13 protein-coding genes are annotated in these 16,342 nt (G+C 67.4%); 2 read left to right on the plus strand and 11 right to left on the minus strand.

All coding sequences use genetic code 11. The features are described from left to right. Nucleotides 1–25: 25 nt before the first annotated feature. The 9 genes from ubiB to ACT7B3_RS02380 form a co-directional block, all read right to left on the minus strand. The gene (ubiB, locus tag ACT7B3_RS02340; protein WP_444679382.1) at nucleotides 26–1,648 is read right to left on the minus strand and encodes a ubiquinone biosynthesis regulatory protein kinase UbiB; all 1,623 of its coding nucleotides are present in this window, start codon (nucleotides 1,646–1,648) and stop codon (nucleotides 26–28) included. Beyond that, entirely contained in the window at nucleotides 1,648–2,286 is a 639-nt protein-coding gene (locus tag ACT7B3_RS02345) for a ubiquinone biosynthesis accessory factor UbiJ (protein WP_445156725.1), read from the minus strand. The genes ubiB and ACT7B3_RS02345 overlap by 1 nt, the downstream gene beginning before the upstream one ends. 7 nt (nucleotides 2,287–2,293) lie before the next feature. Then, the gene (gene ubiE / locus ACT7B3_RS02350; RefSeq protein ID WP_444678514.1) at nucleotides 2,294–3,061 is read right to left on the minus strand and encodes a bifunctional demethylmenaquinone methyltransferase/2-methoxy-6-polyprenyl-1,4-benzoquinol methylase UbiE; all 768 of its coding nucleotides are present in this window, start codon (nucleotides 3,059–3,061) and stop codon (nucleotides 2,294–2,296) included. A 113-nt stretch (nucleotides 3,062–3,174) separates the two neighbouring features. Then, a complete protein-coding gene (locus ACT7B3_RS02355) occupies nucleotides 3,175–3,558 on the minus strand; it encodes a gamma-butyrobetaine hydroxylase-like domain-containing protein (protein WP_444678513.1) in 384 nt (127 codons plus the stop codon). 196 nt (nucleotides 3,559–3,754) lie between these two features. After that, entirely contained in the window at nucleotides 3,755–5,077 is a 1,323-nt protein-coding gene (hslU, locus tag ACT7B3_RS02360) for an ATP-dependent protease ATPase subunit HslU (protein WP_445156726.1), read from the minus strand. A gap of 11 nt (nucleotides 5,078–5,088) precedes the next feature. Beyond that, entirely contained in the window at nucleotides 5,089–5,607 is a 519-nt protein-coding gene (hslV, locus tag ACT7B3_RS02365; RefSeq protein WP_444678511.1) for an ATP-dependent protease subunit HslV, read from the minus strand. Between the two features lie 142 nt (nucleotides 5,608–5,749). Continuing rightward, nucleotides 5,750–6,463 carry an SPOR domain-containing protein gene (locus ACT7B3_RS02370; protein ID WP_445156727.1) on the minus strand — a complete coding sequence of 238 codons (714 nt, stop codon included), beginning with the start codon at nucleotides 6,461–6,463 and terminating at the stop codon, nucleotides 5,750–5,752. 3 nt (nucleotides 6,464–6,466) lie between these two features. Then, nucleotides 6,467–8,152, minus strand: a complete 1,686-nt coding sequence (gene argS, locus ACT7B3_RS02375; protein WP_445156728.1) for an arginine--tRNA ligase — start codon at nucleotides 8,150–8,152, stop codon at nucleotides 6,467–6,469. 141 nt (nucleotides 8,153–8,293) lie between these two features. Next, nucleotides 8,294–10,555: a primosomal protein N' gene (locus ACT7B3_RS02380; RefSeq protein ID WP_445156729.1), complete on the minus strand. Its 2,262-nt coding sequence runs from the start codon at nucleotides 10,553–10,555 to the stop codon at nucleotides 8,294–8,296. A gap of 160 nt (nucleotides 10,556–10,715) precedes the next feature. Here ACT7B3_RS02380 and rpmE point away from each other — a divergent pair, with 160 nt between their 5' ends. Together rpmE and ACT7B3_RS02390 are read left to right on the plus strand one after the other, a co-directional pair. After that, nucleotides 10,716–10,931, plus strand: a complete 216-nt coding sequence (gene rpmE / locus ACT7B3_RS02385; protein WP_444678508.1) for a 50S ribosomal protein L31 — start codon at nucleotides 10,716–10,718, stop codon at nucleotides 10,929–10,931. Nucleotides 10,932–11,282: 351 nt separating this feature from the next. Further along, nucleotides 11,283–12,554 (plus strand): malic enzyme-like NAD(P)-binding protein, encoded by a 1,272-nt coding sequence (locus ACT7B3_RS02390; protein WP_444678507.1) that lies wholly within the window; start codon nucleotides 11,283–11,285, stop codon nucleotides 12,552–12,554. A gap of 132 nt (nucleotides 12,555–12,686) precedes the next feature. Here the strand turns inward: ACT7B3_RS02390 and ACT7B3_RS02395 are convergent, their stop codons facing one another. Both ACT7B3_RS02395 and ACT7B3_RS02400 read right to left on the minus strand, forming a co-directional pair. Further along, the gene (locus ACT7B3_RS02395; protein WP_444678506.1) at nucleotides 12,687–13,439 is read right to left on the minus strand and encodes a DUF481 domain-containing protein; all 753 of its coding nucleotides are present in this window, start codon (nucleotides 13,437–13,439) and stop codon (nucleotides 12,687–12,689) included. A gap of 205 nt (nucleotides 13,440–13,644) precedes the next feature. Further along, complete coding sequence (locus ACT7B3_RS02400; protein WP_445156730.1) at nucleotides 13,645–16,170, minus strand: penicillin-binding protein 1A; 2,526 nt, start codon at nucleotides 16,168–16,170, stop codon at nucleotides 13,645–13,647. Nucleotides 16,171–16,342 lie beyond the last annotated feature (172 nt).

The raw sequence follows: 16,342 nt of genomic DNA on the forward strand, positions 1-16,342 counted from the left end.
AACTCCTGATTGCGGTGGATCAAGATCACTGCCAGGCCAGCAGCAGCAGTGCCACGATGGCGGCGGCGAGGATCGGCAAGGGCTGCTGGGCGGCCCAGGCGGTGAGCGGCTGCCAGGCCAGGGCGAGGCCGCCCAGCAGCAGCCCGAGGCGCACACGTCGGCCGCGGCGGCGGTCCTGCGTCAGCTGCTGGTGGATGCCTCGCAGCGCCAGCGACTGGCGCTGGCGCTGGCGGTGCTCGTGCTCGAGCCGGGTCAGCGCCTGATGCGCCACCGAGGGCAGCTCCGGCAGCTGGCGCGAGAGTTCCGGCGCCTGGCGCTTGAGCGACTCCCACAGGCCGGTGGCGCCGGCGCGCTCTTGCATCCAGCGCTCCAGATAGGGCTTGGCGGTGGTCCACAGGTCGAGGTCGGGATGGAGCTGGCGTCCCAGACCCTCGATGTTGAGCAGGGTCTTCTGCAGTAGCACCAGCTGCGGCTGCACCTCCATGTTGAAGCGCCGGGCGGTCTGGAACAGTCCCAGCAGCACCTGGCCGAAGGAGATGTCTTTGAGTGGCTTCTCCAGGATCGGCTCGCATACCGTGCGGATGGCGGCGGCAAACTCGTTGGCACGGGTGTTCTCGCCGACCCAGCCCGACTCGATGTGCAGCGCGGCCACCTGATAATAGTCCTGGTGGAAGAAAGCCAGCAGATTGCGCGCCAGGTAGTCCTGATCCTCGCGGGTCAGGCTGCCGACGATGCCGCAGTCGATGGCGATGTACTGCGGGTCGCCGGGGTTCTCGCGGGACACGAAGATGTTGCCCGGGTGCATGTCGGCGTGGAAGAAATTGTCGCGGAACACCTGGGTGAAGAAGATCTCCACGCCGCGCTCGGCGAGCCGCTTGAGGTCGGTGCCCTGGGCCTTGAGCGCCGCGATGTCGGCCACCGGAATGCCGTGGATTCGCTCCTGCACCAAGACCCGCTTGCGGGTGTGCGACCAGTGGATGGTCGGAACGTAGAGCAGCGGGGAGGCGCCGAAGTTGCGCTTGAGCTGGGAGGTGTTGGCGGCCTCCTTGCGCAGGTCGAGTTCGTCGAACAGGGTCGCCTCGTAGTCGCGCACCACCTCCACCGGACGCAGGCGGCGCGCCTCGGGAATCAGCGACAGCAGGCCGGCCACGCGGTACATCAGCGCCATGTCCTGACGCATGACGCGATCGATGGCAGGGCGGATAATCTTGACCACCACGTCCTCGCCGCTGTGCAGGCGGGCGGCATGCACCTGGGCGATGGAGGCCGAGGCCAGCGGCTCGGCGTCGAAGTGGGCGAACGCGATGTCCAGCGGCATGCGTAGCTCGGCCTCCACCAGCGCCTGGGCCTCGGCACCGGGGAAGGGCGGTACCTGGTCCTGCAGGCGCCGGAGCTCGTCGGCGATCTCTTCGGGCAGCAGATCGCGGCGGGTGGAGAGCAGCTGGCCGAATTTGACGAACACCGGGCCGAGCGACTCCAGCGCCAGCCGCAGCCGCTCGCCGTCGCTGCGCCGGCCTATTGGCACCACGCGCAGCGGCGAGAGCAGGAATACCAGCCGCAGCCACAGGGGCATGCGCTGCAGCGGCAACAGGGTATCGAGCCGGTAGCGCGTGACCACCCAGATGATCCGCAGCAGGCGCAGCCCCATCATGTAGCGGCCTCGCTTTCCAGCCGGCGCCGCAGGCGGTTCAGGCGGGCTTCCAGGCGGTCGGCGGCCACTTCCAGCTCGGTGAGATGGTCACGCAGGTTGTCGAACTGCTGTCGGCCGGGCAGCAGCCGGGCCTCCTCGAACACGTACTCGGCGATGTCGGCGCGCATCTCTTCGTGGGCGCGCAGGCCCCAGCGGGCCAGGCGCCGCAGCCCCTCGGCCAGGCTGTGGGCGGGTACGTCGCCCACCCAGCGCGCCAGCTCCGCTTCCCAGTCGAGGTCGAGGTCGAGGAACAGGTCGCGAGCCTCTTCCAGCAGGTGGACGCGACCGCGCATGGCCAGCTTGCCCTGGAACATCAGCCGCTCCATGGGTTCGCCGCCGAGCAGTTCGCCGAGCGTCTCGGCGTCCAGTTCGATGACCGCATCGGCCTCGCTCTCGTGCCCCTCTTCCTGACGCATCAGGTCGACACCCTGGGCGTGAAATCCCATCAGCAGCGTCAGCGACGGGCGCTCCAGGCGCAGCAGCAGGCGTTGCCCGGTCAGCCGCGAGAGACGAGAGGGTGACGCGGGGTCGCGGGCGAGCACGGCGTTGACGGTACGCTCGATGCCGGCCAGCAGCAGGGTCGGGGTCAACGTCATTGCGCCCTCAGAGCTTGATGCCGCGGTGCAGGGCGACGATGCCCCCGGTGAGATTGGTGTACTCGACCCGCTCGAGGCCGGCGGTTTCCATCATTGCCTTGAGCGTCTCCTGGTCCGGGTGCATGCGAATCGACTCGGCCAGGTAGCGGTAGCTGTCGGAATCGCCCGCCACCACCTGGCCCATGAAGGGTAGCAGGCGGAAGGAGTACTCGTCGTAGGCGCGGGTCAGCAGCGGATTGGAGGGCTTGGAGAATTCGAGCACCAGCAGGCGGCCGCCGGGCTTGAGCACCCGGGCCATGGAGCGCAGCGCGGCGTCCTTGTCGGTGACGTTGCGCAGGCCGAAGGCGATGGTGATGCAGTCGAAGCTGTTGTCGGGGAAGGGCAGGCACTCGGCGTTGGCCTGCACGTATTCGACGTTGCCGCCGACGCCGTTGTCGAGCAGCTTGTCGCGGCCCACGCGCAGCATGGATTCGTTGATGTCCGCCAGCACCACTCGGCCGCGGGGGCCGACCATGCGCGAGAACTTGAGTGTCAGGTCACCCGTTCCGCCGGCGATGTCGAGCACGCTGTGGCCGGGTCGCACGCCTGAGCGTTCGATGGTGAGGCGCTTCCACAGGCGGTGGATCCCCAGCGACATGAGGTCGTTCATGACGTCGTAGCGCGCCGCCACGGAGTGGAAGACGTCGGCCACGCGCGAGGCCTTCTCCTCGATCGGCACTTCCTGGTAGCCGAAGTGAGTGGTGCGCTGGTCCCCGGGGGTGGAGTGAGGGCTCATGCGAAAAAGGCTCCCGAATCGCTGCGGAAAGGTGAGGGCTCGGCCTCATGATGGGCGACATTGTAGCCTTCCCTCGGCTGCCTTGTCTTTGACCTGCTGGGTTACTGGAGCCACTAGAGCTGCTTGATCTCGATGCCCAGCGGTTCGCGGCTGGCCCCGGCCTTCTCCAGGCGGGCCAGATAGTCGGCCCAGTAGGCTTCGTGACGGGTGGCCAGCTCGAAAAGGTACTCCCAGCTGTAGATGCCGCTGTCGTGGCCGTCGTCGAAGGCGAGCTTGACCGCGTAGCGGCCCACCGGCTCGATGTCCTTGAGGCCGACGTCCTTCTTGCCCACCTGCAGCACCGCCTGACTGGGATGGTGGCCGCGCACCTCGGCGGAGGGCGAGTAGACCCGCAGGTACTCCACCGGCAGGCGGTGGCTCTCGCCGTCGGCGTAGGTGAGTTCGAGCTCGCGGTCCTTCTTGTGGTAATGGATCTTGCTGGGGGTGGGGGCAGTCATTCAGGACTCCGCTTGCGTTGGTGAAGCGCAGCTGTCCGGCGACAGGCGCTTCGCGGAGGCGCTGTGAACCCATCCCTGGGCGCTACATTCGCCATCCCTGGCGAATGACCTCCGCTACGACCTGTCCCCGGCGCTGCGCTCATGTAGGCCTCGCTGCTGCGACACTGGCGAACCGAGCAGTACTACGACGCTCGTATCAAAGGATATACCGCGACAGATCCTCGTCCATGGCCAGTTCGCCGAGCTGGGAGTCGACATAGGCGGCATCGATCGACAGCGGGCTGCCGAAATCGCCGCCCTTGAACGAGGCTTCCTCGAGCAGCCGTTCCATCACCGTATGCAGGCGCCGTGCGCCGATGTTCTCGGTGCCCTCGTTGACCTTCCAGGCGATCTCGGCGATGCGCTCGATGCCGTCCTCGGTGAACTCGATCTCAAGCCCCTCGGTGGCCAGCAGCGCCTTGTACTGCTTGGTCAGGGCGGCAGAGGGCTCGGTGAGGATGCGCTTGAAGTCGTCGGGGGTGAGCGCCTCGAGCTCGACCCGGATCGGCAGGCGGCCCTGCAGCTCGGGGATCAGGTCGGAGGGGCGCGACAGGTGGAAGGCGCCGGAGGCGATGAACAGGATATGGTCGGTCTTGACCATGCCGTACTTGGTCGAGACGGTGGAGCCCTCGATCAGCGGCAGCAGGTCGCGCTGCACGCCCTCGCGGGACACCTCGCCGCCGCTGGACTGGCCGCTGCCCTTGGCCACCTTGTCGATCTCGTCGAGAAAGACGATGCCGTTCTGCTCCACGGCGTCGATGGCGCGGTGCTTGATCTCCTCCTCGTTGACCAGCTTGGCGGCTTCCTCGTCGCGCAGCAGGGCGAAGGCATCCTTGACCTTGACCCGGCGGGTCTCGGTCTTGTGACGGCCTATGTTGGAGAACAGGCTCTGCAGCTGGCTGGTCATCTCCTCCATGCCCGGCGGGGTCATGATGTCGATGCCCGGGCCCTGGGGCGTGATCTCGATGTCGATCTCCTTGTCGTCGAGATCGCCCTCGCGCAGCTTCTTGCGGAAGATCTGGCGCGTCGAGCTGTCGCTGCGGGCGCTCTCTTCCTGGCCGCGGGGCGGCGGCAGCAGGGCGTCGAGGATGCGATCCTCGGCGGCGTCCTCGGCGCGGTGGCGCACCTCGTCCTTGGCCTGCTCGCGCACCAGCTTGATGGCGGCTTCGGTGAGGTCGCGGACGATCGACTCCACGTCGCGGCCGACGTAGCCCACCTCGGTGAACTTGGTCGCCTCGACCTTGATGAACGGGGCGCGGGCGAGCTTGGCCAGGCGCCGGGCAATTTCGGTCTTGCCCACCCCGGTGGGGCCGATCATGAGGATGTTCTTGGGCGTGACCTCGGGGCGCAGCTCATCGTCGAGCTGCATGCGACGCCAGCGGTTGCGCAGGGCGATGGCCACAGCGCGCTTGGCGTCCTGCTGGCCGACGATGTACTGATCCAGGGCGTGGACGATCTCGCGGGGTGTCATCTGGGACATGGTGGCGGCCTTCACAGCGTTTCGAGGGTGACGTGGTGGTTGGTGAACACGCAGATGTCGCCGGCGATCGCCAGTGACTTCTCGGTGATCTCCTGGGCCGAGAGGTCGGTGTTCTCCAGCAGCGCTCGGGCCGCGGCCAGGGCGTAGTTGCCGCCCGAGCCGATGGCGATGATGCCGCGCTCCGGCTCCACCACGTCGCCGTTGCCGGTGATGATCAGCGAGGCGTTCTTGTCGGCCACGGCCAGCAGCGCCTCGAGGCGGCGCAGGGCGCGGTCGGTGCGCCAGTCCTTGGCCAGCTCCACGGCGGCCTTGACCAGATTGCCCTGGTACTTTTCCAGCTGCGCCTCGAAGCGCTCGAACAGGGTGAAGGCGTCGGCGGTGCCGCCGGCGAAGCCGGCCAGCACCTGGCCGCGATAGAGCCGCCGCACTTTGCTGGCGTTGCCCTTCATCACGGTATTGCCCAGCGATACCTGGCCGTCGCCGGCCAGGGCCACCTGGTCACCGCGGCGTACGGAAACGATCGTGGTCATGGAGATGACTCCGAAACGGGGAGCCTGGGGCTCCCGGTGACTTTCGGCCTCCGGCGTTGCCGGAGGCCGTAAACGAGCATTCAGGGGAAGTGCGGGCGAGCACCGGGGAATTCAAGCTCGGCCTTCAAGTGCGAAGCCAGGCTCAGTTGGTGGCGCGATGACGCAGCGGGGTGATGCCTTGCGTCACCATCAGGTCCTCGGCGCGATTCAGCTCGCGAGTGTCGTCGTAGGGGCCAACCATCACGCGGTGCCATGTTTGGCCGTCGGCCGACTGCACCTGGCTCACCTGGGCCACCAGGCTCAGGTTGCGCAGGCGCTGACGCAGCTGCTCGGCGTCCTGGGGCTGGCGGAAGGAGGCTGCCTGCAGCATGTAGCGCGTGCCTGCCGGGGCGGCGGCCTCGCTTGCTGGGGTGGCGTTCACCTCATCGCGCAGGTTGGCGGCGATCACCTGGGCGATGGGATCGTCGGCCGGGGCCGCCTGGGTGACGGCGTTGGCATCCAGCGGCGGCGGCACGTTGACGGTGGGTGGTGAGGCGGTGGAGGCGATGTCCTGCGGCGCTACCACCTCTTCGGGCAGCAGAGTGTAGAACTCGAAGGTCGGCATGCGCGGCTCGCTGCGTTCGGGCGCCGGTGCCGGCGATTCGACCGGCGTGCGCGGCATGAAGCGAGCGAGGGGCGAATCATGGCCTTCCTGCCAAGGCGCGGTGCCGTGCTGGTGCTGTGCCAGCAGGAAGCCGGCGATCACGCCTGCGACCCCCCATACCCAGCCTGGCAGCTGGAACCCCCGGCGCTGGCTGGAGGCACTCCTGCGGCTGGAGGTGGCGCCGCGCTTCCTTGGCGTGCGTCGGGTGGCCATGGCTTACATCTCCTCCGGGGCGCTGACGCCCATCAGGTCGAGGCCGTTGCGCAGCACCTGGCGCGTGGCCAGTCCCAGGGCCAGGCGGGCGTTGCGCAGCTCGTCGTCATCGACCATGACCTTGACCGCGTTGTAGCAGGAGTGGAACTCGGCGGCGAGGTCGAGCAGGTACTGGGCGACCTGCTGCGGCTCACGGCAGCGGGCGGCGTGGTCGATCACCTCGGGGAAGCGCGACAGGCGATTCATGACGGCCTTTTCCTGGTCCTCTTCCAGCCGGCCCAGGCTGACCATGGCCAGGTCGTGGTCGAAGCCGAGCCCCTGGGCCTCGGCCTTGCGCAGCATGCTGCACACCCGGGCATGGGCGTACTGCACGTAGTAGACCGGGTTGTCGTTGGACTGCGAGCGGGCCAGGTCGATGTCGAAGGTGAGCTGCGAGTCGGCGCGGCGCGCGGCGAGGAAGAAACGGGTGGCGTCGCGACCCACCTCGTCGATCAGGTCACGCACGGTGACGTAGCTGCCGGCACGCTTGGAGAGTTTCACCTCCACCCCGGAGCGGGTCACCATCACCATCTGGTGCAGCACGTAGTCGGGCCAGCCCTGGGGGATGCCGGCCTCCAGCGCCTGCAGGCCGGCGCGCACCCGGGTCACGGTGGAGTGGTGATCGGCGCCCTGTTCGTTGATCACCGTGGAGAAGCCGCGCTGCCACTTGTTCAGGTGGTAGGCCACGTCGGGCAGGAAGTAGGTATAGCTGCCGTCGGACTTGCGCATCACCCGGTCCTTGTCGTCGCCGAAGGCGGTGGTGCGCAGCCACAGGGCGCCGTCCTGCTCGTAAGTGTGGCCATTACCGATCAGGCGTTCGACCGCCTCTTCGACCTTGCCCTCGCGGTAGAGCGAGGACTCGAGGAAGTAGACGTCGAAGGCGACGCCGAAGGCCTTGAGGTCGAGATCCTGCTCGCGGCGCAGCCAGGCCACGGCGAAGTCGCGGATGGCGTCGAGGTCGTTCGGGTCGGCCTTGGCGATGACGTGGCGGTCGTCGGCATGCACCGTCTCGCCGGCCAGGTAGTCGTTGGCCACCTCGGTAATGTAGTCGCCGCGGTAGCCGTCGGCGGGCCAGCCGGCGTCGTCGGGCGTCAGCCCCTTGGCGCGAGCCTGCACCGAGAGCGCCAGGTTGGCGATCTGGGCGCCGGCGTCGTTGTAGTAGAACTCGCGGGTGACGTCGTAGCCGGTGGCTTCGAGTAGCCGGCTGATGCAGTCGCCGATGGCTGCGCCGCGGCCGTGGCCCACGTGCAACGGCCCGGTGGGGTTGGCCGAGACGAACTCGACCTGCACCTTCTGGCCGCGCCCGGCCAGGCTGCGGCCGAAGGTGTCGCCGGCATCGAGCACATGGCGCACGATTTGCGCGGCGGCGTCGGTGGCGGCGAAGAAGTTGACGAAGCCGGGACCGGCGATGGCGACCTTCTCCACAGCGTCGCTTTGCGGCAGCGCGGCGATCAGCGCCTCGGCCAGTTCGCGCGGCGGCTTGCCGGCCGGCTTGGCCAGCATCAGTGCCAGGTTGCTGGCGTAGTCGCCGTGGGCTTTGTCCTTGGTGGGATCGACCTTGATCACGGGAGCGAGGTCGGCAGGCAGGGTGCCCTGCTGCTTGAGGGTCTCAAGGGCGCGCTCGAGCAGGGAGATGATCGTCTCTTTCATGAAGCTATGTACGTCCTGTGATACCGGGCCCGCAGCGGATGGGAACGCCGTGCGACGCGCGGACGGTCGCAGGCGGGAACTCGCCCGGTTGGGCATGATGGGCCATTATCGGCAATTGTGGCGCGGCTTTAAAGGCCGGACTCAGCTCAGCGTCTGTGGGTCGACGTCCAGCGACCAGCGCACCCGACGCGCTTCCGCGCTCTCCTCCAGCCAGGCAGTGAGCTGGGCGCAGGCTTCATGCAGTGGGCTGCGCCGCGCTGCGGTCAGCATCAGCTGAAGGTGGTAGCGCCCTTGGCGCCGCTCCATGGGGGCCGGCACCGGGCCGAGGCAGTCCACGGGCAGGCCGCGTTCGGCCAGCCAGGGGCGCAGGCGGGCGGCGATCTCCCTGAGCAGGACGGCTGCGGTCTCCTCCTGGGGGCTTTCCACCCGTAGCAGGGCGAGAAAACGGAAGGGCGGCAGGCCGGCGGCCTGGCGCTCGGCCAGCAGCTGCTCGGCCAGCGCGTCGTAGCCTTGGCTAGCGAGCAGGCGCAGGTGCGGGTCGTCGGGATGCTGGGTCTGGACCAGCACGCGCCCCGGGTGGGCGGCGCGGCCGGCGCGGCCGGCGACCTGCACCAGCAGCTGGGCGCTGTGCTCCAGGGCGCGAAAGTCGCTGGCATAGAGCCCGGCGTCGGCGTTGACCACCACCACCAGGGTGACATGGGGCAGGTGATGACCCTTGGCCAGCATCTGGGTGCCGACCAGCAGGCAGGGCTCGCCGCGTCGTACCTGGCTGAGAGTGGTTTCGAGCGCGTCGCGGCGACGCGTGCTGTCGCGGTCGATGCGGTGTACCGGTACCTTGGGAAACAGCGCGGCCAGGGTCTCCTCGGTGCGCTCGGTGCCGCTGCCCAGCGGGCGCAGGTCGGCGCTGCCGCAAGCGGGGCAAGCGGCGGGCACGGCTTGGCGTCGGTCGCAGTGGTGGCAGGCTAGCATCGGCGGCTGGCGATGCAGGGTCATGCGCGCATCGCAGCGGTCGCAGTCGGCCAGCCAGCCGCAGGCGTGGCAGGAGAGGGTCGGGGCGAAGCCACGGCGATTGATGAACACCAGCACCTGGTGCCCGGCGGCGAGAGTCTCACGAATCGCCTCGATGGCTGGTGGAATGAGCCCGCCCTGGCGCGGGCGGCTGCGCATGTCGAGCAGCTCCAGGTGCGCCGGCGCGTGGCGCGTGGCGCGCTGCGTCAATCGCAGCAGGCGATAGTCACCGCGGCGCGCCCGGTGCAAGCTTTCCAGCGACGGCGTGGCGCTGCCCAGCAGCAGGGGAATGTCATGCTGCCGGGCGCGCACCACGGCCAGATCGCGGGCATGGTAGCGCAGCCCGTCCTGCTGCTTGAAGGAGGTGTCGTGCTCCTCGTCGATGATCAGCGCGCCAGGCCGCAGCAGCGGTGTGAAGATCGCCGAACGGGTGCCGATAACAATGGCGGCGCGTCCGCTGGCCGCCGCCTCCCAGGCATCGAGCCGCTCGTTTTCGGTCAGTGCCGAATGCAGGGCCACCACCGGCACCAGGAAGCGGCGCCGAAAGCGCGCCAGGGTCTGAGGGGTCAGGCCGATTTCGGGCACCAGCAGCAGGGCCTGGCGACCACGGCTGACCACGGCTTCGATCAGCTGCAGGTAGACCTCGGTCTTGCCGCTGCCGGTGACGCCATGCAGCAGGCAGGGGTGAAACGCCTCGAGCCGGGCATGCACGGTGGCCAGGGCGGCGGCCTGCTCGGCATTCAGCGGCAGCGCGGGTTCGGCCAGCACGCGACCGGCTGGGGGCGGGCGCGGAGCGGCCAGCGGTGTCTCGTGTCGCTCTACCAGCCCCTTGACGACCAAGGCCTTGAGCTGCTCGCGGCCGAACCCCTGGGCCAGTACGGCCTGAGTGGCGAGGCCGTGGGGGTGCTGGCGCAGTATGGCCAGCAGCGCCGCCTGGCGCGGCGCGCGCTTCAGTACTTCGGGCATATCGGCTGGCTGGGGCGCGGGCGAGCCGGCTGCGGCGCTGGCGCGCCACTGTTCACGTACGCGACCGGCAAGGGCGCGCCCCTGGCGCAGCAGCACCGGCATTGCCTGGTGGAAAGTGTCGCCCAGGGAGTGCTGGTAATAGCGCGCGGCGAAGTGGCACAGCCACTGCCAGTCCTCGGGCAGCGGGGCTTCATCGAGACAGGCGTCGATCGGCCTGAGCCGGGCCAGGGGCAGCTCGCTCTGCTGCGCGCAGGCCACCACGACCCCCACCGCCAGGCGCCGGCCGAAGGGAACGCGCACGCGCAGCCCCGGTCGCCAGCCTTCCGCTGGTGGATCGGGGCATGGCAGATAGTCGAAAAGGCGCCGCAGCGGCGTGGGCAGCGCGACCCGTAAAATGCAGGGGGCGGCGTGGCGTGGGGGAGCGGGCAATTGGCCTCCGGCGTCGGCTCTGGTATACTATGCGGCCGTCGTGCCGCAGTAGGGTCGGCGGCTGAACCGGTTACATGTCAACGTTCGTGAAGCAGACAACCCGTATGCGGTGCCTGGCACAGGATCAGGTGGCGGCATACAGCGCTAATTGAGGCTCAAGATGAAACAAGGTATTCACCCGGATTACAAGAAGGTCGCCGTGACCTGTTCCTGCGGCGCGTCCTTCGAGATCGGCTCCACCGTCGGTCACGACCTGTCACTGGATGTTTGCTCCCAGTGCCACCCGTTCTACACCGGCAAGCAGAAGCAGGCGTCCACCGGTGGCCGCGTCGAGCGCTTCAACAAGCGTTTCGGTGCCGCCATGAAGCGTGGCTGAAACTCGTCGCGCCTTGCCGAGACGAAAGCGGTAGCCAAGGACACCCGCCGACAGGCGGGTGTCTTTTTTTGCGCCGACTTTTTTTGCGTCGACTTTTTTTGCGCGCTGCCGTGTCGTGCGGCGCTTGCTGCGCCCTGGATGGCGCTGCGTCGATGCGTCGCGCTTGACTCTCAGGAGAACGATAAGCAAAGCGTTATGCATGGGCCTATAAGTATAAGTAGCAGCAAATAGTGGGTAATGTTCGCGAACGAGCGTTCAAAAGGCTCGATGTTGTCAATCTTGAGATATGGAAGCTTTTTCTATATTGTGGGGCTTCTTCTTTTCTTCTCAGTATGGATACCGGATCACAGCATGACAGACGCCAAGAAGCAGGCCGCGCTGGACTATCACGCCAAGCCCATCCCCGGGAAGCTTTCCGTGGAGCTGACCAAGCCGACGGCAACCGCTCGTGATCTCGCCCTGGCCTACAGTCCGGGCGTCGCCGAACCGGTGCGTGAGATCGCTCGTGACCCGGAGAATGCCTACCGCTACACCGGCAAGGGCAACCTGGTGGCGGTCATTTCCGACGGCACGGCCATCCTGGGGCTCGGCAACCTGGGCCCGCTGGCCAGCAAGCCGGTCATGGAAGGCAAGGGCGTACTGTTCAAGTGCTTCGCCGGAATCAACTCGGTGGACGTCGAGGTCAATGCGGAGAGTCCGCAGGCCTTCATCGACACCGTGGCGCGCATTGCCGACACCTGGGGCGGCATCAACCTCGAGGACATCAAGGCGCCGGAGTGCTTCGAGATCGAGCAGGCGCTGATCGAGCAGTGCAGCATCCCCGTGTTCCACGATGACCAGCACGGCACCGCCATCGTCACCGCCGCCGGCATGCTCAACGCGCTGGAGATCGCCGGCAAGCGCCTGGAAGAGGCGCGGATCGTCTGCCTGGGTGCCGGCGCGGCGGCCATTGCCTGCATGAAGCTGCTGGTCTCCTGCGGCGCGCGTGCCGAGAATTTGGTGATGCTCGATCGCCGTGGCGTCATCCACACCGGCCGCGAGGGGCTCAACCCCTACAAGGCGATGTTCGCCGTGGAGACCGACAAGCGGACGCTGGACGACGCCATCGACGGTGCCGACGTCTTCATCGGGCTCTCCGGGCCCAACCTGATGACGGCAGAGCACATGCGCAAGATGGCGCCGAACCCCATCGTGTTCGCCTGCACCAACCCTGACCCGGAGATTCATCCCGACGTGGCGCGCGAGGCGCGTCCGGACGTGATCATGGCCACCGGCCGCTCCGATTTTCCCAATCAGGTAAACAACGTGCTGGGCTTCCCGTTCATCTTCCGCGGCGCCCTGGACGTGCGTGCCACGCGCATCAACGAAGAGATGAAGGTGGCGGCGGTCCATGCGCTGAAGGACCTGGCGCGCGAGCCGGTGCCGCAGGAGGTGCTGGACGCCTATGAGCGTGAGCACATGGAATTCGGTCCTGAGTACATCATCCCCACCCCGGTCGATATACGTCTGCTGGAGCGAATTCCGGCGGCGGTGGCGCAGGCGGCGGTGGACTCGGGCGTGGCGCGCCGGCCCTACCCGGCGCACTACCCGCTGAAGACCGTGGACGATGTCTACGGCCAATGAGGCTCCGACGACGCATCCAGCTACGCAACAGCCGGCCCAAGGGCCGGCTGTTGCGTTGGCAGAACGCATTGCCCTGCCCACTATGGAAGTGACCTAGCAACTCTAGCATCGACCCAGCAGGTAAGAATTGTCCTACCAGGTATAAAGGAGGGTGACGTTCGACGTGTGGTCGGTGCGCTCCTCTGCCGACTGGGGCGGGTCGGAGTTGTGTCGCACCTCGTGGGAGAGCCGCAGCGAAAGGCGGGAGTTCAGCCGTGCGGTCAGCGACGAGAGCGAGCGGGTGGTGGTGTTCTCCTGGGTGCCTTCCACCGACAGCTCCTGGCGCAGGCTGGCAAAGCGCGACAGCGTCCAGTGATAGTCGAGCGCGCCATAGATCACCCCGAGATTCTCGTCCTCCTCATTTTCGACCCGATCCTGGCGAAACCCCGGTCCCGCTTCGAGCGACAGGCGATGTCGCTCGCGTTGGATGACATGGCGGCCATAGCCGCCGATGGCGGCGAGCTGGTAGTCGTAGCCGCTGAAGCGATCCTTCTCCCAGCGGGCGAAGCCGAACAAATAGTGGGGGCCGTAGAAGTCGAAGCGCTCGCGACCGGAGAGCAGGTACTGCTCGGCGCTGGTGTCGCCGTCGCGAGTGACGTTGCGCACCTCGCCGCGCAGGGTGTGCGTCCAGTCGCCGGTCAGCCAAGTAAGGCGGCTCTTGCCGATCAGCGTCTGGCTGTCGGTGTTGCCGGTGAGGTGGGTGTATCCCAGCTCGGCCTCGCCGCTGAAGGTCGGTGAGTCGTCGTCGGGCGGGGGTGGCGCGTAGAACACGCTGGCGCCCAGTGCTGTGCCTGGCAGCAGGGTCAGGCCAAGCAAGGTGCAGAGGAAGCGGAGCAGAGGTGACATGCGAAACATCCTGTTTTGCCTGGTTCGCTGAGCTGCAAGGCGAAGGCGTCGTCGCAAGACGAAGCCGGGGGCATCCTGCCCCTCAGGTTTGACCGGAGAATCGAGCCGAAGATCCCTCGCATGTCCCGTTCTGCGTGCAGCCTGGCTGACATGCTTTTCGCGCGGCACGCCGCCCTGGCCTGGCGAAGGCCGGGGCGGGCCTGCCTCAGAAGATCGCTTCGTAGCTGCCGGTGCCCTGGGCGCCGCTGCGCTGCTCGATCTCCTGTTCGACGCGCCGGGGTTCCAGCTCCGGCAGGTAGTCGGGATGGAAGATTTCCGTGATGCCGCCGGACTGGCCGTCGGCCAGGCGACGCCCCGTCTGCTCGTCGACCCGTGCGCGCACCAGCCCCAGGGGCGCTTGCGGCATGGCTTCCGGCCGGCCGTTCAGGGCATTGCCCATGAAGTCGATCCAGATCGGCAGTGCGGCGACGCCGCCATATTCGGCGATGGACTCGTTGTTGTCCTTGCCGATCCAGACGGTCACTACCAGGTCGCTGTTGTAGCCGGCGAACCAGCCGTCGCGCTGGTTGTTGGTTGTGCCCGTCTTGCCCACCACGTCCCTGCGGTTCAGTGATAGCGCCGAGCGGCCGGTGCCGCTCTCGATCACGTCACGCAGCATATCGCGCAGGATGTAGACGGCGATCGGATCGGCCACCCGCGGTGCGACGGGGAACAGGCGTCCGTCGATCTCGACTTCGCTTTGGCCGTCGCTGCAGTCGCGGCAGGCCACGGCGGGGCGGGCCTCCTCGATGACCTGCTCGTCGCTGCCGCGCGTGACCCGTTCGATGAACCAGGGCGCCACCTGATAGCCGCCGTTGGCCAGCACCGCATAGGCGTTGGTCATTTCCAGCGGAGTGAGGTCGGCGCTGCCCAGGGCCAGCGACAGGCCGCGCGGCAGGCGGCTTGAGGCGAAGCCGAAGCCTTCTAGATAGCGGATGGTGTTGTCGAGCCCCAGGGTCTGCAGCACGCGAATGGTGACCAGATTGCGCGAGCGCGCCAGCGCCACGCGAAGCCGCATCGGGCCGAGGAAGTCGCCGCTGGAATTGACGGGGCGCCACAGGCTGCTGCCGTCGTGCATCACCACCGGCGCGTCGTTGACCACGCTGGATGCGGTCATCAGGCCGGTGTCGAGGGCCGCCAGGAACACGAACGGCTTGAAGATCGAGCCGGACTGCCGCTGCGCCTGGACGGCACGGTTAAACTTGCTGGCATTGAAGCTGAAGCCGCCCTGCAGCGCCAGGATGGCGCCGGTGTCCGGCTCGAGCACCACGATGGAGCCTTCCGCGTCGGGGCGCTGGGAAAGCCGCCAGGAGCCGTTTTCACGCTGCAGGATGCGCACCAGGTCGCCGCGCCCGGCAATCTCTGCCGCCGAGCTTGGCTCGGGGCCGCGGGCGCGCGGATTGCGATAGGCGCGCGCCCAGGAGAGGCCATCCCAGCCCAGGGTGACGACTTCGCCGCCACGGGTCAGCACGCGCATCTCACGGCCTTCGCTGGCGACTACGATGGCCGGCTGCAGCGGCCCAAAGCCCGGCGTGCGCTCGAGCACGCGCAGCCAGTTGCTGACGTCGCCTTCGATGCCGGCGATCTCGGTCTGGCTGCGCTGGGCGGCTTGACGGGCGGTTTCCATGATTTCGGGCGATTCGGACAGCTCCTCCTCCAGCCCGCGGCGCTCGGTACGCGCCTGGGCCTCGGCCAGGCTCGAGGGGATGCCGCTCTCTTCCGGGCCGCGCCAGCCGTGACGCGTATCGTAGTCGATCAGGCCGCGCGCCAGCGCTTGCCGCGCATAGGGCTGCAGCTGGCTGTCCACCGTGGTATGGATGCGATAGCCGCCGGTGTAAGCTGTTTCGCCGAAGCGCTCCACGGCGTACTGACGCGCCATCTCCGCCACGTAGTCGGCGTCGACCTCGATCTGGGCCACGTGACGGCGGGCTGTGACCGGCTCCTGTACGGCAGCTTCGTAGGTCGCCTGATCGATGTTGCCGAGATGGCGCATGCGATAGAGGATCCAGTTGCGGCGGATCAACGAGCGCTCGGGATTGGCCAGCGGGTTGAACGACGACGGCGCCTTGGGCAGGCCGGCGATCATCGCCTTCTCTGCAAGGGTCAGCTCGTCGAGGGGCTTGTTGTAGTAGACCTCCGCGGCGGCGGCAATGCCGTAGGCGCGGTTGCCCAGAAAGATCTTGTTGACGTAGAGCTCGAGGATCTCCTCCTTGGTCAGGATGCGCTCCATCTGCAGCGCCAGCAGGATCTCGCGGATCTTGCGGGTGAAAGTCCGGTCGAGCGTCAGCAGGTAGTTGCGCGCCACCTGCATGGTGATGGTGGAGCCGCCCGACTGGATGTCGCCGCCGCTAGAAATCAACTCTACCGCCGCACGCGCTAGCCCGCGAGGGTCCACGCCGCGATGCTCGAAGAAAGCCGCATCCTCCGCGGCTAGCAGTGCCTGGATGAAGTCGGTGGGAATCTCGTCGAAGTCGACCGCCATGCGACGCTCTTCGCCGTACTCGCCGATCAGCTTGCCGTCGCGGGTAAAGATCCTCAGCGGCGTGTGCAGTTCGAAATCCTGGAGCTGGCGTACGTCGGGCAGGCCGGGCGAGAAGTACAGTGCGGCCCCGGCAATGCCGAGCAGGCCTGCCGTCAGTACCGACAACAGCAACCAAAAGGCCGAAAGAAACAGGGTCTTGATCCACTTCATGAAAAGGCGGTATCCGTGGTGGAAGCAGAAAAGGGGCGGGGCGAAGGGCCTTCATGGGCAAGAAGCCATTATATGAAGCCGAGCCCCAGGTCACCAGCACAGAGCCGAGCAGCTTCCCATTTCTTGCGCATTCCTGTCCGCTCGTGTGAGCCGGCCATGCTGGCGATATTAT

It is taken from the genome of Halomonas sp. E14, assembly GCF_052568415.1.

Bases quoted from the DNA above. Each gene is read 5' to 3' on its own strand.
- ubiB (WP_444679382.1), bottom strand. From the start codon at position 1,648: ATGGGGCTGCGCCTGCTGCGGATCATCTGGGTGGTCACGCGCTACCGG.
- ACT7B3_RS02345 (WP_445156725.1), bottom strand. From the start codon at position 2,286: ATGACGTTGACCCCGACCCTGCTGCTGGCCGGCATCGAGCGTACCGTC.
- ubiE (WP_444678514.1), bottom strand. From the start codon at position 3,061: ATGAGCCCTCACTCCACCCCCGGGGACCAGCGCACCACTCACTTCGGC.
- ACT7B3_RS02355 (WP_444678513.1), bottom strand. From the start codon at position 3,558: ATGACTGCCCCCACCCCCAGCAAGATCCATTACCACAAGAAGGACCGC.
- hslU (WP_445156726.1), bottom strand. From the start codon at position 5,077: ATGTCCCAGATGACACCCCGCGAGATCGTCCACGCCCTGGATCAGTAC.
- hslV (WP_444678511.1), bottom strand. From the start codon at position 5,607: ATGACCACGATCGTTTCCGTACGCCGCGGTGACCAGGTGGCCCTGGCC.
- ACT7B3_RS02370 (WP_445156727.1), bottom strand. From the start codon at position 6,463: ATGGCCACCCGACGCACGCCAAGGAAGCGCGGCGCCACCTCCAGCCGC.
- argS (WP_445156728.1), bottom strand. From the start codon at position 8,152: ATGAAAGAGACGATCATCTCCCTGCTCGAGCGCGCCCTTGAGACCCTC.
- rpmE (WP_444678508.1), top strand. From the start codon at position 10,716: ATGAAACAAGGTATTCACCCGGATTACAAGAAGGTCGCCGTGACCTGT.
- ACT7B3_RS02390 (WP_444678507.1), top strand. From the start codon at position 11,283: ATGACAGACGCCAAGAAGCAGGCCGCGCTGGACTATCACGCCAAGCCC.
- ACT7B3_RS02395 (WP_444678506.1), bottom strand. From the start codon at position 13,439: ATGTCACCTCTGCTCCGCTTCCTCTGCACCTTGCTTGGCCTGACCCTG.
- ACT7B3_RS02400 (WP_445156730.1), bottom strand. From the start codon at position 16,170: ATGAAGTGGATCAAGACCCTGTTTCTTTCGGCCTTTTGGTTGCTGTTG.